This is a genomic window from Faecalibacterium faecis (genome assembly GCF_040096475.1).
GTDB classification, from domain to species: Bacteria; Bacillota; Clostridia; order Oscillospirales; family Ruminococcaceae; genus Faecalibacterium; species Faecalibacterium taiwanense.
In genome coordinates, this window is record NZ_JBBMEP010000030.1 from 1 (window position 1) to 21,290 (window position 21,290).

The 21,290-nt window shown below is 55.9% G+C and carries 16 protein-coding genes and 2 pseudogenes; 6 read left to right on the forward strand and 12 right to left on the reverse strand.

The annotated features are described in order from the left end of the window. A pseudogene (locus WMO17_RS12160) lies at positions 1 to 737 on the forward strand (recombinase family protein); the annotation flags it as partial. A 442-nt stretch (positions 738 to 1,179) separates the two neighbouring features. Here the strand turns inward: WMO17_RS12160 and WMO17_RS12165 are convergent. Then, positions 1,180 to 2,580 carry an MATE family efflux transporter gene (locus tag WMO17_RS12165; protein WP_349138231.1) on the reverse strand — a complete coding sequence of 467 codons (1,401 nt, stop codon included), beginning with the start codon at positions 2,578 to 2,580 and terminating at the stop codon, positions 1,180 to 1,182. A gap of 304 nt (positions 2,581 to 2,884) precedes the next feature. On the opposite strand from WMO17_RS12165, the gene WMO17_RS12170 reads away from it, so the two are divergent. The 5 genes from WMO17_RS12170 (at position 2,885) to WMO17_RS12190 (ending at position 8,444) form a co-directional block, all read left to right on the forward strand. Next, entirely contained in the window at positions 2,885 to 3,388 is a 504-nt protein-coding gene (locus WMO17_RS12170) for a CarD family transcriptional regulator (protein ID WP_337679418.1), read from the forward strand. A gap of 193 nt (positions 3,389 to 3,581) precedes the next feature. Then, positions 3,582 to 4,919, forward strand: a complete 1,338-nt coding sequence (locus WMO17_RS12175; protein ID WP_207698417.1) for a TrkH family potassium uptake protein — start codon at positions 3,582 to 3,584, stop codon at positions 4,917 to 4,919. An 11-nt stretch (positions 4,920 to 4,930) separates the two neighbouring features. After that, entirely contained in the window at positions 4,931 to 5,578 is a 648-nt protein-coding gene (locus tag WMO17_RS12180; RefSeq protein ID WP_005943335.1) for a potassium channel family protein, read from the forward strand. Between the two features lie 279 nt (positions 5,579 to 5,857). Next, the gene (locus WMO17_RS12185) at positions 5,858 to 7,741 is read left to right on the forward strand and encodes an ATP-binding protein (protein ID WP_207698555.1); all 1,884 of its coding nucleotides are present in this window, start codon (positions 5,858 to 5,860) and stop codon (positions 7,739 to 7,741) included. Beyond that, positions 7,734 to 8,444: a response regulator gene (locus tag WMO17_RS12190; RefSeq protein WP_249236351.1), complete on the forward strand. Its 711-nt coding sequence runs from the start codon at positions 7,734 to 7,736 to the stop codon at positions 8,442 to 8,444. Before WMO17_RS12185 ends, WMO17_RS12190 begins: the two co-directional genes overlap by 8 nt. A gap of 218 nt (positions 8,445 to 8,662) precedes the next feature. On the opposite strand, the gene WMO17_RS12195 is transcribed toward WMO17_RS12190, so the two are convergent. From WMO17_RS12195 to WMO17_RS12245, 11 genes and pseudogenes are all read right to left on the reverse strand, one after another. Further along, a complete protein-coding gene (locus WMO17_RS12195; protein WP_097781478.1) occupies positions 8,663 to 9,385 on the reverse strand; it encodes an ABC transporter ATP-binding protein in 723 nt (240 codons plus the stop codon). Continuing rightward, on the reverse strand, positions 9,378 to 10,220 hold the full coding sequence (locus tag WMO17_RS12200; protein WP_349138232.1) for an ABC transporter ATP-binding protein: 843 nt from the start codon (positions 10,218 to 10,220) through the stop codon (positions 9,378 to 9,380). Before WMO17_RS12200 ends, WMO17_RS12195 begins: the two co-directional genes overlap by 8 nt. Continuing rightward, on the reverse strand, positions 10,217 to 11,377 hold the full coding sequence (locus WMO17_RS12205; protein ID WP_120081014.1) for a branched-chain amino acid ABC transporter permease: 1,161 nt from the start codon (positions 11,375 to 11,377) through the stop codon (positions 10,217 to 10,219). The genes WMO17_RS12200 and WMO17_RS12205 overlap by 4 nt, the downstream gene beginning before the upstream one ends. Continuing rightward, positions 11,377 to 12,255 (reverse strand): branched-chain amino acid ABC transporter permease, encoded by an 879-nt coding sequence (locus WMO17_RS12210; RefSeq protein ID WP_005943319.1) that lies wholly within the window; start codon positions 12,253 to 12,255, stop codon positions 11,377 to 11,379. Before WMO17_RS12210 ends, WMO17_RS12205 begins: the two co-directional genes overlap by 1 nt. Positions 12,256 to 12,429: 174 nt before the next feature. Continuing rightward, positions 12,430 to 13,647, reverse strand: coding sequence for an ABC transporter substrate-binding protein (locus WMO17_RS12215; RefSeq protein ID WP_044953856.1), 1,218 nt, complete (start codon positions 13,645 to 13,647; stop codon positions 12,430 to 12,432). A gap of 269 nt (positions 13,648 to 13,916) precedes the next feature. Next, positions 13,917 to 15,134 (reverse strand): carboxynorspermidine decarboxylase, encoded by a 1,218-nt coding sequence (locus WMO17_RS12220; RefSeq protein ID WP_005943311.1) that lies wholly within the window; start codon positions 15,132 to 15,134, stop codon positions 13,917 to 13,919. Continuing rightward, positions 15,134 to 16,393: a saccharopine dehydrogenase family protein gene (locus WMO17_RS12225; protein ID WP_005943308.1), complete on the reverse strand. Its 1,260-nt coding sequence runs from the start codon at positions 16,391 to 16,393 to the stop codon at positions 15,134 to 15,136. Before WMO17_RS12225 ends, WMO17_RS12220 begins: the two co-directional genes overlap by 1 nt. A gap of 36 nt (positions 16,394 to 16,429) precedes the next feature. Beyond that, positions 16,430 to 17,305, reverse strand: a complete 876-nt coding sequence (gene speB, locus WMO17_RS12230) for an agmatinase (protein ID WP_005943304.1) — start codon at positions 17,303 to 17,305, stop codon at positions 16,430 to 16,432. Next, a complete protein-coding gene (speE, locus tag WMO17_RS12235; protein WP_044953854.1) occupies positions 17,305 to 18,162 on the reverse strand; it encodes a polyamine aminopropyltransferase in 858 nt (285 codons plus the stop codon). Before speE ends, speB begins: the two co-directional genes overlap by 1 nt. Before the next feature lie 13 nt (positions 18,163 to 18,175). Further along, on the reverse strand, positions 18,176 to 19,642 hold the full coding sequence (locus tag WMO17_RS12240) for an aminotransferase class I/II-fold pyridoxal phosphate-dependent enzyme (protein WP_097775018.1): 1,467 nt from the start codon (positions 19,640 to 19,642) through the stop codon (positions 18,176 to 18,178). A gap of 1,183 nt (positions 19,643 to 20,825) precedes the next feature. After that, a pseudogene (locus tag WMO17_RS12245) lies at positions 20,826 to 21,290 on the reverse strand (recombinase family protein); the annotation flags it as partial.

Genomic DNA, 21,290 nt, shown 5'->3' on the forward strand with positions numbered 1-21,290 from the left:
GCTACTATAAATGTGCCACTGCCAAAAAGCACAAGGGCTGCAAGAAAAAGACCGTCCGCAAACAGTGGCTGGAAGATCTGGTGGTCAACCAGACCATGCAGCTTGTGAAAGACGATGCCGCTATGGAATCCATCATCGCCAAGGTGATGGAACTGCAAAACAAGGAGAATACCAACATTCCCCTTTATAAAAAGCAGCTCCGGGATGCAGAATCCGGTATCCAGAATATGCTCAATGCGATTCAGGCCGGTATCCTGACCAGCTCCACCAAGGAGCGGTTGGAGCAGCTGGAAGAAACCAAGCGTGAGCTTGAAGCACGCATTGCGGAAGAAAAGCTGGCGAAGCCGAAAGTGACCGAAGAATTTATCAGGTTTTGGCTGCTGCGGTTCCGTAAGCTGGACATGAGCCTGAAAGACCAGCGGCAGGCACTAGTGGATACCTTCATCAATGCGATTTACCTGTATGATGATAAGGTTTTGATAACCTTCAACTATAAAGAAGGAACACAGACCGTCACCTTTGGAGAAGCGACAGAAGTTGCATCCGAGGGAAATGGTTCGGATTTGGATTGCTTTACTGCACCAAGAAAAACCAGTACACATTGTGTACTGGTTTTTCTTTTTCGGTGCGGAAGAGGACTTGAACAGCAACGACGACGACCGCAGCCAGCGGCTGAAACAGGGAGGAGTTGTTGGGGCCGCGTTCTGATTTTTCAAAGCCCTGCCAAGGGGTTGTAGAAAAATCAGCAAACGCAACCCGTAAGGCCCTGACCGCCAGATTCCGCCGCGGTTCCCAACCCATAGGAATGTCTACCGGGAGGCAGACTGTCTACTGTCTTTTTTGTTTTACACGGCAGTTTCCCTTTAGCAGTAACCGCGGATAAGAGGACTTGAACAGCAACGACGACGACCGCAGCCAGCGGCTGAAACAGGGAGGAGTTGTTGGGGCCGCGTTCTGATTTTTCAAAGCCCTGCCAAGGGGTTGTAGAAAAATCAGCAAACGCAACCCGTAAGGCCCTGACCACCAGATTCCGCTGCGGTTCCCAACCTGTAGGAATGTCTACCAGGAGGCTGCCGCTCACCTGCGTAACGGAACGCAGGCGGGCGTCGTTTTGCACTATCGGCTCTGAGACTGCCGGAAATTATGAAAGACTTTCAATGATAATGATATGTTTTTCCATTAGACTTCTCCTTTCTGGTTCAGTTCACGGTAGGTTTTGCAGATCAGATAGCCTGCAATCAGGAAGGTGAGGATATCCGACATGGGCATGGAGTACAGCACGCCGTCCAGCCCGAAGAACCGGGGCAGCAGCAGGGCAAAGCCCACGCCGAACACCACCTCACGCACCATGGACAAGGCGGTGGATTCCACTGCCTTGCCCATGGCCTGCAAAAAGATGAAGCAGGCCTTGTTGACACAGGCCAGAATGATCATGCACAGGTAGATGCGGAAGGAGCGCACTGCAAAATCCGTGTAGTAGACGCTCTCGTTGGCGGCACCAAACAGGGTGATGAGCTGCCGGGGAAGCAGCTCTACCAGCACCAGTGCAACGGCGCCCACGGTGGCTTCTGCCAGCAGCAGTCTCGTGAACAGCTCCTTCACACGGTCAGGCTTTTTTGCGCCCATGTTGAAACCCACCACGGGGATGCAGCCGGCCGCCATGCCCACCACAATGGAGATGACGATCTGGAAGAACTTCATCACGATGCCCACCACCGCCATGGGGATCTGGGCGTATTGCTCCTGCCCGAACACGGTGTCCAGTGCGCCGTATTTGCGGATCATGTTGTTGATGGCTGCCATAGCCGCCACAAGGCTGATCTGGGACAGAAAGCTGGTCATGCCAAGGGTCAGGGTGCGGCCGCAGATGGAGCCTTTCAGCCGGTAGTCGCCCTTTTCAGGACGGATGATCTTCATGTGCAGCAGATACCACACTGCCAGCGCTGCGGTGACCAGCTGACCGATCACAGTAGCCACCGCCGCGCCCATCATGCCCCAGCGCAAGCCGAAAATGAAAACGGGGTCCAGAATAATGTTCAGCACCGCACCTGCAAGGGTGGAGATCATGGCAAACCGTGGGTTGCCATCCGCGCGGATGATGGGGTTCATGGCCTGCCCAAACATATAAAGGGGCACGCCCAGCGTGATATAAAAGAAATACTCCTGGGAGTGGTGGTAGGTCTCGGCGTTCACCGTTCCGCCGAACATGGCGAGAATGTTGTCCGCAAAAATCAGATAGAGCGCGGCCAGCACAATGCTGCTGACCAGACACATCACCACCGCATTGCCAACGCTCCGCCTTGCCTTGGGAACTTCGTTTTGCCCAAGACTGATGCTGACGAAGGCGCAGCAGCCATCACCGATCATCACGGCAATAGCCAGTGCCACAACCGTAAGCGGGAACACAACGGTGTTGGCGGCGTTGCCATAAGAGCCCAGATAGCTGGCGTTTGCAATAAAGATCTGGTCCACGATGTTATACAGTGCGCCGACCAGAAGCGAAATAATGCACGGGATCGCATACTTCTGCATCAGCTTGCTGATGCGCTCCGTGCCGAGAAATTGATTGGAACTTTCCATGGGATTCACCTTTACCTTTCCATTTTAGGGCAAACAAAAACAACGGGCAGCCCTCATGCAACCGGTTTTACGCATGAGTGCTACTCGTTGTACGAAATCATTATAGCCTGCCTGTCTGGAATTTGCAAAGGCAGTTTTGCACAAGAATTGTACTGGGCATTCTGCGCAGATTGCACGAGGAAAACTTTGTGAAAGATGCCCTTTGAAGCCCGCCAACCTACCGTGGTACAATAAAGTAAAGAGTAAAATTACGCTGAAAAGTCTGTTTTTGCAGCCTTTTCATACAAGGGAAAGAGGCAATACCATGTCACGGTTTCAGGCGGGAGCGCTGGTGGTCTACGGAAATCTGGGAGTGCACGAGGTGGAAGGGGTCGGGCTGCGGCACTTTTGCGATGAGCCCGCCAGAGAGTACTACACCCTCCGGCCCTATTTTTCGGATTCCCACGACCGCAGCTATATCCCCACGGCAAAAGAGGGTGTTCTGCGCCCGGTGACCCCGGCACAGCAGGCAGCAGCCGACCTTGCACGGATCAAAGCGGAGACGCTGCCCATCCCTACGGGAATTCAGACGGCGCTGGCAGAACACTATCAGGCACTGCTCCACACCAATGATTTTTACCAGTACCTGACCCTGTTCAAGGAGCTGGGGCAGAAGCAGAACCAGCAGCAAAGCCGTGGCCGGAAGATCAACGCTATGGATACCTACTTCTACCAGATGGTAGAGCGTGTCCTGCGGGAGGAGCTGGCGGTGGCGTTTGGGGAATCGCAGCAGGAAGCCGGCAGGCGTCTGCTGGAGATTTTGCGCTGAAGCCGCATGGGTACTTTTTGGTGCGTATATTCAGTTCAAGGGTGTTGTCGTGGTCGGCTCGATCTCCTACATTTATTATTTGGTGTTGATCGATCAATTTTAATGGAATCTTTATACTTCTACAATTTTCTTTACGGCTCTTTTATCTATTCCATGCTAATCTCTATGCACACGGATAGGTAAAGGAGCTTTTATGATTCAATATCCTCGTTACAAGCGGCACCGTTTTTCTTCTTTTCAGGTTATTATTGCAGGTTTTGCGGCAGTCGATCTGGTGGGCGCATTGCTTCTGATGCTCCCGATCGCTGCACAGCAGCGGTGCGTCACACCGTTCCATGAGGCACTGTTTACCTCCACCTCCGCCCTTTGTGTGACCGGACTTGTGGTTCAGGATACCGGCAGCTACTGGTCGGCTTTTGGGCAAAGCGTGATCCTTCTTCTGATCCAGATCGGAGGATTGGGTGTCATTACGGTGGGCGCTGCCTTTGCGCTGCTTTCCGGGCGAAAGATCTCCCTCAAGCAGCGCAGCACGATGCAGGAAGCTACTGCTGCCCCGCAGATGGGCGGCATCGTGCGGCTGACAGGCTTTATTCTGCGGATCACCGCCCTGTTTGAATTGGTCGGTGCTGCACTGCTGCTGCCGACGTTCTGCGCCGATTATGGACTGCGCGGGATCTGGTACGCGCTGTTTCATTCCATTTCGGCGTTCTGCAATGCCGGCTTTGACCTGCTGGGAACAGAGGGTGCAAAATTTGTTTCGCTGACACGGTATGCAGGAAACCCATTGCTTACCACAGTGATCGCGGCCCTGATCGTCTTTGGCGGCCTTGGCTTTCTGACATGGGAGGATATTTGTACATATCGCCTTGATTTTCACCGTTACCGGATGCAGAGCAAGGTGATCCTTGTCACAACGGCATTTCTTCTGGTATTGCCGACGCTGTACTTTTATTGCTTCGAGTTCACGGCAGGCTCTGCCCGGCAGCGCATTTTATTGTCGATGTTTCAATCCGTTACCCCCCGTACTGCCGGTTTTAACACCGCCGATCTTGCTGCGATGGGCAGCACTTCACAGGCATTGATGGTGGTTCTGATGCTGTTGGGCGGTTCGCCCGGCTCTACGGCAGGCGGCATGAAAACCACAACATTTGCCGTTCTGCTGGCCAATATGTGGGCGACCTTCCGCCGCAGAGAAGATGCCGAATTTTTCGGGCGGCGCATAGATGGTTCTGCGGTCAAGAATGCTGCCACGATCGCAGGGATGTATTTGACACTGTTCTTCCTCGGAGCCTTTGTCATTGCTGCGGCCGAGCAGCTGCCGATGTCAGTCTGTTTGTATGAGACTGCTTCGGCTGTGGCAACGGTGGGTCTGACATTGGGCATCACGCCGCAGTTGGGCATCCTTTCGCAGGGGGTGCTGATCGCACTGATGTTTTTGGGACGTGTTGGTGGATTGACGTTGATCTATGCGGCATTTGGCAGCAGCCCTGCCCACTCTCGTCTGCCGCAGGAGAAGATCGCAATCGGATAAAGGAGACAAGTATGAAATCGATTCTTTTGATTGGGCTTGGCCGTTTTGGCCGCCATATTGCGCAGGAACTGAATGAGCTGGGTCATCAGGTCATGGCGATCGACAGCAACGAAGACCGTGTGAACGCCGTGCTTTCCTATGTGACGAATGCACAGATCGGTGACAGCACCAGCGAATACTTTCTGCGCTCCCTTGGTGTTGGCAATTTTGATGTGTGTATCGTAACCATCGGCGGCAATTTTCAAAGCTCGTTGGAAACAACATCACTGCTCAAGGAGCTGGGAGCAAAGCTTGTGGTCTCGCGTGCAGAGCGGGATGTACAAGCCAAGTTCCTGCTGCGCAACGGTGCGGATGAAGTGGTCTACCCGGAAAAGCAGCTGGCAAAGTGGGCGGCGATCCGATACAGCTCCGAACACATTCTGGATTATATCGAGCTGCAGGACGACCACGCCATCATGGAAGTGACCATTCCGCCGGAATGGGTGGATCGCACGATCGGTGAAATCAATATCCGAAAAAAGTATAACATCAACATTCTTGCGCTGAAAAAAGACGGAAAGCTCGATATGAGCATTACGCCGGATACGCAGCTGTGCCGGGACGAAAGTATGCTGGTTTTGGGAAAATACGCATCGATCCAGAAGTGTTTCCGGCTCTGAAAAGATAGGACGGATCATATGGATGTCGTTTTGTTACTGATGGTTCTTGGAGTCATGTTGAGTGGTTTTTGGGCAGCAGATGCGCTGGATCACATGCGGAAGGAGATCCTTCAACAGGAAGGAAAAAGACGTGGCTGGTGGTCGTGACCATCAAATTGTGCTATACTGTGGGCAAGGCAGGTGATTTTTATGAATCAGAACGACCCACCCACTGAACATATTCTGGCGTGTCTGTCGTCCTCTCCCTCCAATGCAAAGATCGTGCGGACGGCAGCAACAATGGCAAAGGCGTTTGGAGGGACCTTTACAGCTCTGTATGTCCGGACTCCGGATTCGGATCAGATGGGAAAAGAAGACTGTCGGCGCTTGCAGCAGCACATTCGTATGGCAGAGCAGGCAGGTGCCGACATCTCTACGATCTATGGGGATGACATTCCGCAGCAGATCGCAGAGTTTGCCCGCATCTCCGGCATTACAAAAATCGTACTGGGGAGCTCCAGCGTACATCGCCGCCATTTCTGGAGTGGACCGTCACTGACTGAAAAATTGACGATGACTGCGCCTAATCTGGATATTTATATCATCCCGGATGCTTCTGCAGAGAACGGCTACGGTTCAGGACGGAAGCTGTTCACCCGTCCGCTTCTGCCGTCTGTCCGTGATCTGCTGATCACCGCAGGCATCCTGAGCTGCATCACGCTCATCGGCTTCTTTTTCCTGCAGCTGGACTTTGCGCGTTATAACATTATTATGCTCTATATGCTGGGAATGCTGTTCACCGCATTGTGTACCAGCGGTTACACCTGCGGTGTGCTGGGCTCTGTTGCCAGTGTTGCGCTGTACAATTTTTTTCTGACGGAACCGCGCCTGACATTCCATGCGTATGACCCCGGTTATCAGGTTACGTTTGCCCTGATGCTGACCTCCGCAATTATTACCTGTACGTTGACGACACGGTTGAAAGACCATGCAAAAATGTCTGCGCAGGCAGCATTCCGGACAAAAGTACTATTTGATACGAATCAGCTTTTACAGAAAGCCAAAAGTGAAGAAGAAATCTTTTCGCTGACAGCTTCCCAGCTGATGAAGCTGCTGAACCGGAGTCTGATCGTCTACCTGGAACAAAACGGAGGTCTTGGGGCAGAACAGGTTTTTGGAGTTGACGGGGAAACGGCGCAAAACATCTTTTCTGCACCGGAAGAACGGGATGCAGCAAACTGGACGTTTGCCAACAAAAAGCGTTCCGGTGCAGGCACGGATAGCTACCCGGATGCAAAGGGACTTTATCTTGCACTTCGGACCGGAGGCGGCGTGTTTGGAGTGATCGGGATCGATCTGTCCGAAAAACCGCTGGATGCCTTTGAAAACAGTGTGCTGCTTTCCATTCTGGGCGAAGGTGCGCTGGCCATCGAAAACCGCAGAAATGCGCTGGAAAAAGAGCAGGCAACCGTGCAGGCAAAAAATGAAGAGCTGCGGGCAAACCTGCTGCGCACGATCTCGCATGACCTGCGCACCCCGCTGACCTCCATTTCCGGCAATGCCAGCAATCTGCTTTCCAACGGAGAAACGCTGGATACAGAGACCCGGAACAAGATCTGCACCGATATTTTTGACGATGCACAATGGCTGATCGGTCTGGTGGAAAATCTGCTTTCCATCACCCGCATTGAAGATGGACGGATGAATCTGCAGATCTCACCGCAGCTGATGGACGAAATGATCGAAGAAGCGCTGCATCATGTCAACCGGAAAAGCTGCGAACACACCATCACAACACAGTATGGGGACGAGATCCTCTTGGTCAATGTGGATGCACGGCTGATCATGCAGGTCGTTGTCAATCTGGTGGATAACGCCATCAAATACACCCCCGTGGGCTCGGTCATTCAGATTTCGGCTTACCGGAAAGACCATCAGGTCGTAGTGGAAGTGGCAGATAACGGCCCCGGTATTCCGGATCGCGCAAAAGCACAGGTGTTCGAGATGTTTTATACCGGGCAGAGCCGCATCGCAGACAGCCACCGCAGCCTTGGCTTGGGCTTGCCCCTCTGCCGTGCAATCTTGACGGCTCACGGCGGAACATTGACCCTGCGTGACAACATTCCCAATGGCAGTGTCTTTTCCTTTGCATTGCCGCAAAGCGAGGTGAACATTCATGAATAAGCCGTCCATTCTGGTCGTAGAGGATGATGTTCCTGTACGGTGTCTGATCACAACGACCCTGAAGACCCACGGCTATAAATATCTGACTGCTTCCAATGGGGAAACGGCGATCATGATGACTACCAGCCACAATCCGGACATCATGCTGCTGGATCTTGGGCTGCCCGATATAGACGGCATCGAGGTCATCCGCAGCGTCCGCACATGGTCGAACCTGCCCATCATCGTCCTGAGTGCCCGGAGCGAGGATTCTGATAAGATCGAGGCACTGGACAACGGCGCAGACGATTATCTGACAAAGCCGTTTTCCGTGGACGAGCTGCTGGCAAGACTGCGTGTAACGCAGCGCCGATTGAATCTGCTGGCTTCTGACGGCATAAACAGTCCGGTTTTTGTCAATGGTCCTTTAAAGATCGATTTCTCGGCCGGGTGCGTCTGGCTGGGTGAGAATGAATTGCATCTGACCCCCATCGAGTACAAACTGCTGTGTGTGCTGGCGCATAATGTGGGCAAGGTGCTGACGCATACATCCATCACACAGCAAATATGGGGAAGCACGCAGGAAAATGACATTGCTTCCTTGCGTGTTTATATGGCATCCCTGCGCAAAAAATTGGAACGATACCCGGATGCGCCGCATCTGATCCAGACCCATGTTGGTGTCGGATACCGGATGCTTCGTGTGGAAAACGATGAAGCATAGTAAAAAAACAGGGTGCGCCCTGCGGACGCACCCTGCAAAAGACCACAGACAAGCGATATGTACAACAGGGCGTTCCCCGTCGGGAACGCCCTGTTTTTCTTTGTTGGTAGTGTGATGAGCCTGTTCCGCCTGCCATACTGAGGCATTTTTATGCGTTATTTTTTCATGGAGCTGTTTTGCAGCAGCCCCTCTCTGCCGTTAGCGGTTCGTATAAAGTTTCAGGTGCGGTCAGCGCGCTTTTTGCCGAGGTATGCGGCCTTGACCTGTTCATTGGTCAGCAGTTCAGCACCCGTGCCGGAAAGAGTCAGGGTGCCGGTCTCCAGCACATAGGCGTAATCGGCCACCTTCAGGGCCATGTTGGCGTTCTGTTCGTTCAGCAGCACGGTGATGCCCTGCTGGTTCACGGTGCGGATGATATCAAAAATCTCCCGCACCACGATGGGTGCAAGGCCGAGGCTCGGCTCGTCCAGCATGAGCAGCTTCGGCTTGCTCATCAGGGCGCGGCCCACGGCCAGCATCTGCTGCTCGCCGCCGGAAAGGGTGCCGGCGCTCTGCCAGCTGCGCTCCCTCAGGCGGGGGAACAGACTGTACACCCACTCAAGGTCTTTTTCGGTTTCGGCCTTATCCTTGCGCAGGTATGCGCCGATCTTCAGATTTTCCAGCACAGTCAGGTCGGCAAACACCCGGCGGCCTTCCGGCGACATGGCAATGCCGCTGGCCACGATCTGGTCGATGGGCTTGCCCAGCAGTTCCTGCCCGTTCCACAAAATGGAGCCGCTCTGTGCCTTTACAAGGCCGGAAATGGTGCGCATCAGGGTGGACTTGCCTGCGCCGTTGGCACCGATCAGGGTAACGATCTTGCCGTCCGGCACGTTCAGCGACACACCGCGCAAGGCCTGAATGCCGCCATAGGAAACATGTAAATCCTTGATCTCAAGCATCTTCGTCCACCCCCAGATAAGCGTCGATCACCCGCGGGTCGTTCTGCACCTCGGCGGGCGTACCCTCGGCGATCAAGCGGCCAAAGTCCAGCACATAGACCCGGTCGGAAATATCCATCACCAGATCCATGTGGTGCTCGATCATGAACACAGTCAGTCTGAAATCGGTGCGGATACGGTCAATAAAGGCGGTCAGTTCTTCGGTCTCCTGCGGGTTCATACCGGCAGCAGGCTCATCCAGCAGCAGCAGCTTCGGCTCGGTGGCAAGCGCGCGCGCGATCTCCACCCGGCGCTGCAGGCCGTAGGGCAGGCCAGTAGCCAGTTCATTGCGCACATCCTCAAGTCCCAGCACATGCAGCAGGTTTTCGCACTCCTCGCGCTGGCGCTTTTCCTCGTCTGCATTCAGCCGGAAGGTAGCGCTCAGCAGGTTGGCCGAGCGGCGGCAGTGCTTGGCGATGAGCACGTTCTCAAACACGGTCTGGCTCTTCCATAGACGGATATTCTGGAAGGTGCGGGCAATACCCATCTGGGTGATCTTATCGGGCGTGGGGGCGATCATGTGGGAATACCTGCTCGCGTTCTGGCCCTTATAGAGCTTTTTCATCTTGCCGTGGGGCGTGTTCTCAATGATCTTGCGTCCCTCGAACCACACCGCGCCGTTGGTGGGCGCATACACGCCGGTGACAACGTTGAACGCGGTGGTCTTGCCGGCACCGTTGGGGCCGATGAGGGAGACGATCTGATCTTTATCCACCTTCAGGTTCAGATTATCCACAGCCACCACGCCGCCAAACTGCATCGTGGCGTTTTCAATGGTCAATACGTTTTCACTCATTTGGAACGCGCCTCCTTTTTGGCAGCTTTTGCAGTGGATGCGGGCTTTTTCTGGAACAATTCACGGTCGCCCATGATGCCCTTGCGGAAGAACAGCACCACCGCCATAATGATGATGCTGAACACCACCATGCGGAAGCCGGAACGCAGCAGCGGCACACGGAAGCCGCCGATCCAGGTCTCGTTGTCGAGGAAGCGCAGCAGCCATTCGGAGCTGGCGATGAACAGGAAGGACGCGATGATGGAACCGGACACCGAGCCAATGCCGCCAATGACCACGATCAGCAGGATCTCGTAGGTCATGCTGGATTTGAAGGTGGTGGCCTGCACGCTGGCCTGATACATGGCAAGCATTGCGCCGGAGATACCGGCAAAGAAGCTGCTGATGATAAAGCTCATGCGCTTGTGGCTGGCAAGGTTGATGCCCATGGCTTCGGCAGCGATCTCGTCATCACGGATGGCTTTGAAGGCACGGCCATAGGTGGAGTTGATGAGCAGCAGAATGATGGCGATGCAGATGCCAGAGAAGAGGAAGGGCATCACGGTCTCCAGATGCAGGGTCGTGCCGCCCAGCGAAAGGTTGAAGCTGGCAAAGCTGGTAAAGCCGTACAGAAGGTTGGAGCCGTTGGTCAGCGGGCCAAAGCCCTCGTAAACCACGGCGGCACGGATGATCTCGGCAAAGCCCAGTGTAGCAATGGCAAGATAATCGCTCTTGAGCTTCAGCACCGGCAGGCCGATGAGGAAGGCGAACAGCGCTGCGATAAAACCGGCCAGGATCAGGCAGAACACAACACCCAGCAGCAGGCCGAAGCCGCCCAGAGGTTTGGAGAGCAGTTCCGGGATGGAGAAGCCGATGCCGCCGTTTGCATAGCGCTGATAGATGGACTTCTGCGAAGCGGCGGGAATGGTGAGGATGGCGTAGGTGTAGGCACCCAGCAGCATAAAGCCTGCCTGACCCAGACTGAACAGGCCGGTAAAGCCGTTCAGCAGGTTCATGGAGACAGCCACCAGTGCATAGATGGCACCCTTGCGCAGCACGGTGAGCAGCATGGAGGGCACAAAGCTCAGGTTATCCAGTGCCAGCAGCACCACCAGCAGAGCGGCCAGCGCCAGTGCGGCCCGGAGATAGATGCGTTTTTTCTCTTGTTTCATGGTCATCACACTTTCTCGGTCAGGTTTTCACTGAACAGGCCGGTAGGCTTGACGGCCAGCACCACGATCAGCAGTGCAAAGGTGAATGCATCGCTGAAGGTGGTAGCGCCTGCACCTTTGATAAGGCTCTCGCAGATGCCGATGATGAAGCCGCCGATCACCGCACCGGGAATGGAGCCGATGCCGCCGAACACCGCAGCCACAAAGGCTTTCAGGCCGGGCATGGCACCCACAGTGGGGGTGACTGCCGTGTAGTTGGAAAAATACATCATGGAACCGATGGCCGCAAGAAAGCTGCCCACCGCAAAGGTAAAGGAGATGACATTGTTGATCTTGATGCCCATCAGCTGAGCGGTCTCAAAATCGCGGGAAGCTGCGCGCATTGCCATGCCGATCTTGGTTTTCTGGATCAGGGTGACAAGCGCAGCCACCAGCACAATAACGAGGAACGGCGTTACCACCGTCACCCGCTTGGTCTGGCAGCCCAGCACCGTGACGGTGTCGCTGATCCACGGCAGGGCAGGGTACTGCTTGGCCAGACCGCCGGTGACATACCACATCGAGTTCTGCAAAAGGTAGGACATACCGATCGCGGAGATCATTACCGACATGCGCGGCGCGGTGCGCAGGGGCTTGTAGGCGATCTTTTCCACTGCGATGCCCAGCAGTACCGTTGCCACCACCACCAACGGGATGGAAATGGTCAGCGGAAGGGAAGCAGTAGCGTACACCATCAGAAAACCGGCTACGGTAAAGATATCGCCGTGGGCAAAGTTGATCAGGCGCAGGATGCCGTACACCATCGTGTAGCCAATGGCGATCAATGCATACTGGCCGCCCACCGAGATACCTGCCAGCAAATAGGGCAGAAACTTTGCAGCCATAAGGGGGACCCTCCATTTCTTACAACTTTTAATAAAATAAACTCCTCCAGTCACCTCCGGTGACAGCCCCCTCCCAGAGGGGGCCAAACCTGCCGGAAGGCTACAAAAAGGCTCCCTCGTTGAGGGAGCTGGCAACGCCGTCAGGCGTTGACTGAAGGAGTTTACAGGTTCAAATCAGCCTTCCACGCTCTGAGTCTTGACGAACTCAAATGCGCCGTCGGCAGCTTTCTTGATGTAAGCCATATCCTTGTTGGCATCACCGGTGGTCTGGTCAAAGGTGATGTTGCCGGTCACGCCGTCGTAGTTTACGCCGTACAGAGCATCGCGGATGGCGGTGCCGTCGGTGCTGCCTGCTGCCTTGATGGCTTCCAGAGCCACCATGTAGCCGTCGTAGCCCAGTGCAGAAACAGCTGCCACGATGTCATTGCCGCCGTTGTTGGTCAGCTTCTGGCTGTCGGCGTTCAGCCACTCCTTAAAGCCGGTCACGAACTCCTTGGCTGCGCCGGAATCATCGTTCTCATCAAAGAAGGTGGAGCAATACACCTGCACGCTGGTGCCCTTCTGGGCATCCAGAATAACGCTGGACTCCCATGTGTCGCCTGCGGTAATGGGTTTGTCGAAGCCTGCAGAAGCAGCCTGTGTGATGATCTGGGCGGCGTAGGTGGTGGCGCAGGGAGCAAAGATCACATCTGCACCGGCGTTGATGGCGTTCTGGATGTAGGCGGAGAAGTCCGAGGTGCCCTCGGGGAACTGCTCGCTGGTAACAGTGCCGCCCAGATCCTCAAAAGCGTTGACGAAGTAGGTGGCCAGACCGGAGCCGTAGTCCTCGCCCAGCATGCTCAGCACGTAGGCGTTGGCAGCACTGAACTCATCCTTTGCAAAGTTTGCCATGACCGAGCCCTGGAACGGGTCAAGAAAGCAGACACGGAAGTAGTAGGGGTTGGCCTCAGTCACGGCGGGGTTGGTGCAGGAGCAGCCAATGGCCGGGATGGAAGCGGACTGGAAGGTGGGAGCGGCTGCAATGGAAACACCGGAGCCGTAGCTGCCCAGCACGATGGAGACTTTTTTGGAGACCAGCTCCTGTGCAGCAGTCACGGCCTTATCGGTGCTGGACTGGTTATCCACTTCCACCAGCTCCACGTTATAGGTCTCACCGCCGATCTCCACGGTGGGAGCAAGGCTGTTGGCATACTCGACACCCAGCACTTCCTGCTTGCCGCCTGCGCCGTTATCACCGGAAGCCGGTTCAAACACGCCGATCTTAATGGTCTTGCCGCCTGCAGAAGAGCCGCTTGCGGAACCGCCAGAAGAAGAGCAGCCTGCCAAAGCTGCTGCTGCGGCGGTGATGCCTGCCGCTTTCAGGAAATCACGACGCGAAATGAATGCTTTCATAAGAATTGCCCCCTCTATTATTTCTTGACACTTTCCCAGATAAAACAAGAAAAACCCGCAACGACGCAGTGATCCTCAGATCCTGCATCGTTGCGGGTTTCTTAACATTGTTTTAGCACATGAAAAGGAACTTGTCTAGGCTGAATTTGAATTTTTTTAAATTTTCGTCAGATGATAAAAAGAAACTGTACTTGAACAGCGTGCATTTTGGGCGGGTTTGATACAGACTGTCTTTTGACCAAATACAGATTTGCCGTAAGGGTCATACTTTAATCCGCTGCACGTCCCAGCCGCATCTTGAAATCGCTGTAGCCGAACTTCACCAGCTCCCGGCAGGTGCCGTTTTCGTCCATTGCCCAGATGGGCGGCAGCGGCATCCCGTTGAAGGTGTTGTTCTTGCAGGTGGTGTAGATGGCCATATCGCCGAAAATGAGCCTTTGCCCCTCGGTGAGCGGGGAGGCAAAGCTGTAGTCGCCCACCACATCCCCGGCAAGGCAGGTGGGGCCGCCAAGGCGGATGAGGTACGGCTTTTCGCCGGGGTCCCCGGCATCCAGCAGCGGCGGGCGGTAGGGCATCTCGATCACATCCGGGGTGTGGCAGGCCGCAGACATGTCCAGAATGGCAAGGCTCGTCTCGCCATTTTGCAAAGTATCCAGCACAGTGGTAACAAGATACCCGGCGTTCAGCGCCCATGCTTCGCCCGGCTCCAGATACACCTGCACGCCGTACTTTTTCTGTGTTTCGGTAATGCACTGTTCCAGCGTGGCAAGGCGGTAGCCGGGGCGGGTGATATGGTGCCCGCCGCCAAAGTTGAGCCACTTCATCCGGGGCAGAAGACCCCCGAACTTTGCTTCCACCGCCGCCAGCGTCAGGGCCAGTGCATCGGCATCCTGCTCGCACAGGGTGTGGAAGTGCAGTCCGTCCAGTAATTCGGGCAGGGCCGGGTCTGCCTGCACGGCGGCATCCCACTGGGCGCGGGTGGTGCCAAGGCGGCTGCCCGGGGCGCAGGGGTCGTAAATTGCATGGCCTTCCTGCGTGGAGCACTCCGGGTTCAGCCGCAGGCCCACGCTCTTGCCCGCCGCCTTTGCTGCCGGGCCGAACTTTGCCAGCTGGCTGGGCGAATTGAACACGATGTGGTCGGCGTACTGCAGCAGCTCCGCGAACTCGTCTGCCCGGTAGGCCGCGCAGAACACATGGTTCTCTTTTTCCGGCAGCTCTTCTTTGCCAAGGCGGCTCTCGTACAGGCCGCTGGCCTCGGTGCCCGCCAGATAAGGAGCCAGCACCGGGTAAACATTAAAGTTGGAAAAAGCCTTCTGCGCCAGCAGAATTTTGCAGCCGGTGCGCTGCTGCACCCCCAGCAGAAGTTCGCCGTTGCGGCGCAGCTGCCCTTCGTCCAGCAGATAGCAGGGGGTGGGCAGAGAGGCAAGCGCTTCCCAAGAAAGGTTTGCAAGGCCCGCAAAGGGCGGGCGGGTATCGGCCAGCCGCATCAGTCCACCAGCGCCGGGCTGTGGCTCTCGGAACGGGGCAGGCCGTACTTGTCCAGAGCGTCCAGATACGGGTCCGGATCAAACTCTTCCACAGTGTGCACGCCCTTGGTGGTCCACTTGCCGGTGAGCAGCATCAGTGCGCCGCACATGGCCGGTACGCCGGTGGTGTAGCTGATGGCCTGAGAGCCGACCTCCTTGTAGCACTCCTGATGGTCGCACACATTATAAATATAGTAGGTCTTTTCCTTGCCGTCCTTCTTGCCGGTGAAGATGCAGCCGATGTTGGTCTTGCCCTTGGTGCGGGGGCCAAGGCTGGCGGGGTCCGGCAGCAGAGCCTTGAGGAACTGGATGGGCACGATCTCCTGCCCGTTGAAGTTGACCGGGGTGGTGGACAGCATGCCCACATCCTCCAGACAGCGCATGTGGTCGAGATAGCTCTGGCCAAAGGTCATGAAGAAGCGGATGCGCTTTGCCTCCGGGATGTTCTTGGCAAGGGACTCGATCTCCTCGTGGTGCAGCAGGTACATATCCTTGTCGCCCACCTGATCGAAGTTGTATTCCCGCTTGATGCTCATAGCCGGGATCTCCACCCAGTGGCCGTTCTCCCAGTAGCTGCCGGGAGCGGACACCTCGCGCAGGTTGATCTCCGGGTTAAAGTTGGTGGCAAAGGCATAGCCGTGGTCGCCGCCGTTGCAGTCCAGAATATCAATGGTGTCAATGGTGTCGAACTCGTGCTTTTTGGCGTAGGCGCAGTAAGCCTGGGTCACGCCCGGGTCGAAGCCGCTGCCCAGCAGGGCGGTCAGGCCGGCTTCCTCAAACTTCTTTGCGTAGGCCCACTGCCAGCTGTAATCAAAGTAGGCGGAGAAGCCTGCTTCCTTGCAGCGCTTCTCGTAGATGGCACGCCACTCCGGGTCGTCGGTGTTCTCCGGCTCGTAGTTGGCGGTGTCCATATAGTTTACGCCGCAGGCAAGGCAGGCATCCATGATGGTCAGGTCCTGATAGGGCAGGGCAATGTTCATCACGAGGTCGGGCTGATAAGCCTTGATGAGGGCGATCACTTCATCCACCTTGTCGGCATCCACCTGTGCGGTGGTGATCTTGGTAGCGGTTTTGGGGGCCAGCTCTGCAGCCAGCTTGTCGCACTTGGACTTGGTACGGCTGGCGATGCAGATCTCGGTGAACACCTCGGGTACCTGACAGCACTTGTGGATGGCAACGGAGGCCACGCCGCCGCAGCCGATGATCAGAACTTTGCTCATGATTTTTCTCCTTTATGTCAATGTGTGCAAATTCGGTCAGACCTGAAAGCCGGGCCAGCCCTTGTCCAGCGCGATCAGCGTTTCGCGCAGCACCTTGCAGGCGGTGGCGGTGGAAACGCCGGTGGTATCCAGCGTGGGAGCCAGCTCGTTGAGGTCTGCGGCTACGATGTTGGCTTTCGTCACGGTGCGGATGGCATCCAGCAGCTGCAAAAAGCTCACGCCGCCGGCTTCGGGCGTGCCGGTGCCGGGGAAGCAGGAGGGGTCCAGACAGTCGAGGTCGATGGTCAGGTAGACGGGCACCTTGCTCTCGCACAGCTGTTCCGTCAGCTCGGCAAGGCCGGTAAAATCGAATTTGTGCATCTCGGTGTGCTGGGCTGCAAACTCGAACTCGGCGCGGTCGCCGCTGCGGATGCAGAACTGGTGGATGCGGCCGTCGCCCACCAGCTCATGGCAGCGGCGCAGCACGCAGGCGTGGCTCAGCTTTGCACCAAGGTAGTCGTCCCGCAGGTCGGCGTGGGCATCAAAGTGCACGATGTGCAGATCCGGATATTTCTTCACAGCAGCCCGCACGGCACCCAGCGTCACCAGATGTTCACCGCCCAGCAGCAACGGGAACTTGCCGTCCTGCAGGATCTCCTCTGCGCGGGCTTCGATGTCCGCAAGGGCGCTCTCGCTGGAGCCGAAGCACAGCTCCAGATCGCCGCTGTCGAAGATGTCAAAATCGGTCAGGTCGGCATTCTGGTAGGGGCTGTAGGTCTCCAGACCATAGCTTTCGTGTCGGATGGCCGCCGGGCCGAACCGTGCGCCCGGGCGGTAGCTGGTGGTGGAATCGTAGGGCGCACCGTACAGCACGATGCTGGCGGCGCGGTAGCTGCTGTCACAGCCGATGAAGTTTTCAATGTTGGGTTGCATCAGTGTTCCTCCACTTCCCGCAGCATTTCCTCAAGGAATGCCGGCAGGTAAAATGCGCCGACATGCAGCCGGGCGGTGTAATAGCGGGTGCGCATGTTCAGCGCCTTCCATGCGTCTGCATCCAGATCATCGATGGGATGATACTTTTTGCTGGCAAAGCCGAACAGCCAGTACCCAGCCGCAAAGGTGGGAATGTGTGCCTGATACACTCGGCTGATGGGGAAGGTGGACGCAATGCGCTTGTGGCTGCGCTGCATGGCGCTGGCATCCTCGGCATAGAAGGGGCTGCCCTGCTGGTTCACCATGATGCCGTCCGCTTTCAGGGCATTGAAGCAGCTGCCGTAGAACTCGCGGGTGAACAGACCCTCGGATGGGCCGAAGGGATCGGAGGAGTCCACGATGATGAGGTCGTACTCCTCCTCGCAGCGGCGGATATACTTGAGGGCGTTCTCAAAATAGATGTGCACCCGGCGGTCATCCATACGGCAGGCGTTGCTGGGCAGGAAGGCGCGGCAGGCTTCCACCACCTGCGGGTCCATCTCCACAAGGTCGATGCGCTCCACCCGGTCGTAGCGGGTCAGCTCCCGCACCACGCCGCCGTCACCGGCACCGATGACAAGGATGTCTTTTGCCTGCTTGTGCACCGCCATGGGCACATGCACGATCATCTCGTCATAGATGAATTCGTCGCGCTCGGTCAGCATCACATTGCCGTCCAATGTGAGCACCCGGCCAAACTCCGGCGTTTCAAAAATATCGATGCGCTGGTAATCGCTCTGCTTGGAGTAGAGCTGTTTGTTCACCCGGATGCTGTGCTTCACGTCCGGGGTGTGAAACTCAGAAAACCAAAATTCCATCTGCATTCCCTCCTTATGCCAGAACGTTCAGCCGCTCGATGTCCGGGTCCTCGGGGCCGGTCATGCTGCAGCCCTTGGCCTTGGCGTACTCGATGTAGTTCAAAATTTCCTTGGTGATGCGCTCGCCCGGGGCCAGAATGGGAATGCCCGGCGGGTAGCACATGACGAACTCGCTGCACACCATGCCCTCGGTCTCCCGGAGCGGCAGGCTCTTTTTGGGCGCATAGAACGCTTCCTGCGGGCTGGCAGCCACAACGGGGTCGATGTATTCCTGACTCAGCAGGCCGGAGCCATCGGTCTGGTAGCGGCGCTTGATCTCGGCCAGCGCGCTGACCAGACGCTCCACCTCCTGCGGGCGGTCGCCGATGGAAAGATAGGCAAGGATGTTGCCAATGTCGCCGAACTCAATCTGGATGTCGTACTCATCGCGCAGGATGTCGTACACCTCAATGCCTGCAAGGCCGATATCCAGCGTGTGGACGCTGAGCTTGGTGGTATCAAAGTCAAAAACGGAGTCGCCGTTGCACAGCTCCTTGCCAAAGGCGTAGTAGCCGCCCACGGCGTTGATCTCCTCGCGGGCATATTCGGCCATGTCGGCCACTTGGTGGAATACCTGCCGCCCGCGCTGCGCAAGGTTGCGGCGGGAGATATCCAGACTGGACATGAGCAGGTAGCTGCCGGAGGTGGTCTGGGTCAGGTTGATGATCTGCCGCACATAGCCCGGGTGCACATTGGGGCCGATGAGCAGCAGGCTGGACTGCGTTAAACTGCCGCCGCTCTTGTGCATGGAGACGGATGCCATATCAGCCCCTGCCGCCATGGCAGACACCGGCAGGCCGCCGCCAAAGTAGAAGTGGGTGCCGTGGGCTTCGTCTGCAAGGCAGAGCATCCCGGCATCGTGGGCCATTTTTACGATGGCGCGCAGGTCAGAGCAGATGCCGTAGTAGGTGGGGTTATTCACCAGCACAGCCACAGCATTCGGATGCTCTTTAATGGCCTTTTCCACCTGTTCCCGCTTCATGCCCAGCGAGATGCCAAGGCGCTTGTCCACCTCGGGGTTCACATACACCGGCACTGCGCCGCACAGTACCAGTGCGTTCAGCACACTGCGGTGCACATTGCGGGGCAGAATGATCTCATCGCCGCGCTTGCAGGCGGTAAGCACCATGCTCTGCACACTGCTGGTGGTGCCGCCCACCATGAGGAACGCGTGGGCAGCGCCAAAGGCATCTGCGGCCAGCTCCTCTGCTTCCCGGATGACCGATACCGGGTGGCAGAGATTATCCAGCGGCTTCATGCTGTTCACATCCACGCCCACGCACTGCTGGCCCAGAAAGGCGGTCAGCTCCGGGTTGCCGCGGCCTCGCTTGTGGCCGGGCACATCAAAGGGCACCACCCGCATTTTGCGGAACTGTTCCAGCGCTTCATAGATGGGCGCACGGTTCTGGTTCAGCCGGAACCGTGTTCGGTTCTCACTCATGTTTTTCCTCCGTCCCTGATCCCGATGCAAACAAAAAAGCGCAAGTACCGCACAAAAAGTGCAGACTTGCGCTTTGAAAAGCATTTGAATGCGCCGCCAAAGACCCCCGGAAGAAACACCAGAGTACAAAGGCCGCTTCGCATGATTCAAAAAAAGACGGGATTATGAGAGTCTATATAGCAATTCTGCTTTTACTGCTCTTTATTGACCGTTTCACAAGTCTGCACACTGACTGCGCAATTTCATGGTTGTAAAGGAACCAACTTATAAAATTTGAGCTGCTACGCTCAATCAATAATGGCGGCTGTGCCGCCGGTCGGCAGTGGACCCGGCTGTCCGTATGGCCTTAGCCCCGCTGGGCGGTCCATGGTAAATTGCTTTGAAAAGACTCTGCTATGCTTTGTCTCTCAAAATCAAATGTGATTTTATCATGCACAGAAAGCGTTGTCAATGATTTTTTTGAAGAAAAATTTAAAAAATCAATGTACAGAGTACCAACTTGAATACCGTTGCAAAATATTATGATGCACGGTACACGATGGTTACTACGGTTCTTATTGTTCTGCTGATCCTTGCACTGCTGGAGATCGTCCTGCTGAACGGTGCCGCAGCTGTTCGAATCCATCCTCGAGAGTGAGACTTAAGATGCCGGGCAAAACAAAAAAACAGCGTAATTTCTACGCTGGTTCTTTTGGTGGGCGCGGGTGGATGTCGCGAGCCGCGCATCTAAAAAAGCCCCGCAGGGGCTTTTTTGCCCGCCGGACTATTCGGCGGGCCGATGCTGTTCGAACCCACCCGCCCAGTGAGTCTGGCTTTGCAGCAAAACAAAAACCTCAGCGTACTTACATACGTTGAGGTTTTTTGGTGGGCGCGGGTGGATGTCGCGAGCCGCGCTGCTAAAAACAGCCCACCGGGCTGTTTTTGCGCCATCTTCAGCGATGTCGCCGCAGCTGTTCGAATCCACCCTCGAGAGTGAGACTTAAGATGTCGGGCAAAACAAAAACCAGCGTAATTTCTACGCTGGTTCTTTTGGTGGGCGCGGGTGGATGTCGCGAGCCGCGCTGCTAAAAACAGCCCACCGGGCTGTTTTTGCGCCATCTTCAGCGATGTCGCCGCAGCTGTTCGAATCCACCCTCGAGAGTGAGACTTAAGATGTCGGGCAAAACAAAAACCAGCGTAATTTCTACGCTGGTTCTTTTGGTGGAGCGAAGCAACCTAAATCCGAACCATTGCCCTCTGGGGCATCTTTGGCGGCGATTTCATCGAAAGTGATGGTTTTTGTGCCGTCTTTGTAGTTGAATGTAATCAAAACTTTTTCATCATAGAGATAAACGGCGTTCACGAATGTATTGATAAGCGTCTCATGGTGGCTTTTCACGTTCGGGTCGAGCTTGCGGAACCGGGTCAACCAGAACCGAACCTGATTTTCGCTTAACCGCGGGCGAGCGATTTTTTCTTCGGCAATCCGAACCTCAAGTTCTTTCTGCTGGGCTTCCAGCTTTTCCAAACGCGATTTGGTGGAGTTGGTCAGCACACCTGCTTGAATGGCGTTCAGCATATTTTCAATGCCGTTCTCTACCTCGCGCATCTGCTTTTCCAGCAAAGGGAGAGTGGTGTTTTCCTGATCCTGCAACTCCATCACTTCCGC

What these genes read in the sequence shown, in the direction of transcription:
- WMO17_RS12205 (WP_120081014.1), bottom strand. Translation starts at nt 11,377, where the DNA reads ATGACCATGAAACAAGAGAAAAAACGCATCTATCTCCGGGCCGCACTG.
- WMO17_RS12210 (WP_005943319.1), bottom strand. Translation starts at nt 12,255, where the DNA reads ATGGCTGCAAAGTTTCTGCCCTATTTGCTGGCAGGTATCTCGGTGGGC.
- WMO17_RS12165 (WP_349138231.1), bottom strand. Translation starts at nt 2,580, where the DNA reads ATGGAAAGTTCCAATCAATTTCTCGGCACGGAGCGCATCAGCAAGCTG.
- WMO17_RS12225 (WP_005943308.1), bottom strand. Translation starts at nt 16,393, where the DNA reads ATGAGCAAAGTTCTGATCATCGGCTGCGGCGGCGTGGCCTCCGTTGCC.
- WMO17_RS12240 (WP_097775018.1), bottom strand. Translation starts at nt 19,642, where the DNA reads ATGAGTGAGAACCGAACACGGTTCCGGCTGAACCAGAACCGTGCGCCC.
- WMO17_RS12215 (WP_044953856.1), bottom strand. Translation starts at nt 13,647, where the DNA reads ATGAAAGCATTCATTTCGCGTCGTGATTTCCTGAAAGCGGCAGGCATC.
- WMO17_RS12185 (WP_207698555.1), top strand. Translation starts at nt 5,858, where the DNA reads ATGGCAAAGGCGTTTGGAGGGACCTTTACAGCTCTGTATGTCCGGACT.
- WMO17_RS12200 (WP_349138232.1), bottom strand. Translation starts at nt 10,220, where the DNA reads ATGAGTGAAAACGTATTGACCATTGAAAACGCCACGATGCAGTTTGGC.
- WMO17_RS12170 (WP_337679418.1), top strand. Translation starts at nt 2,885, where the DNA reads ATGTCACGGTTTCAGGCGGGAGCGCTGGTGGTCTACGGAAATCTGGGA.
- speE (WP_044953854.1), bottom strand. Translation starts at nt 18,162, where the DNA reads ATGGAATTTTGGTTTTCTGAGTTTCACACCCCGGACGTGAAGCACAGC.
- speB (WP_005943304.1), bottom strand. Translation starts at nt 17,305, where the DNA reads ATGCAACCCAACATTGAAAACTTCATCGGCTGTGACAGCAGCTACCGC.
- WMO17_RS12190 (WP_249236351.1), top strand. Translation starts at nt 7,734, where the DNA reads ATGAATAAGCCGTCCATTCTGGTCGTAGAGGATGATGTTCCTGTACGG.
- WMO17_RS12220 (WP_005943311.1), bottom strand. Translation starts at nt 15,134, where the DNA reads ATGCGGCTGGCCGATACCCGCCCGCCCTTTGCGGGCCTTGCAAACCTT.
- WMO17_RS12175 (WP_207698417.1), top strand. Translation starts at nt 3,582, where the DNA reads ATGATTCAATATCCTCGTTACAAGCGGCACCGTTTTTCTTCTTTTCAG.
- WMO17_RS12195 (WP_097781478.1), bottom strand. Translation starts at nt 9,385, where the DNA reads ATGCTTGAGATCAAGGATTTACATGTTTCCTATGGCGGCATTCAGGCC.
- WMO17_RS12180 (WP_005943335.1), top strand. Translation starts at nt 4,931, where the DNA reads ATGAAATCGATTCTTTTGATTGGGCTTGGCCGTTTTGGCCGCCATATT.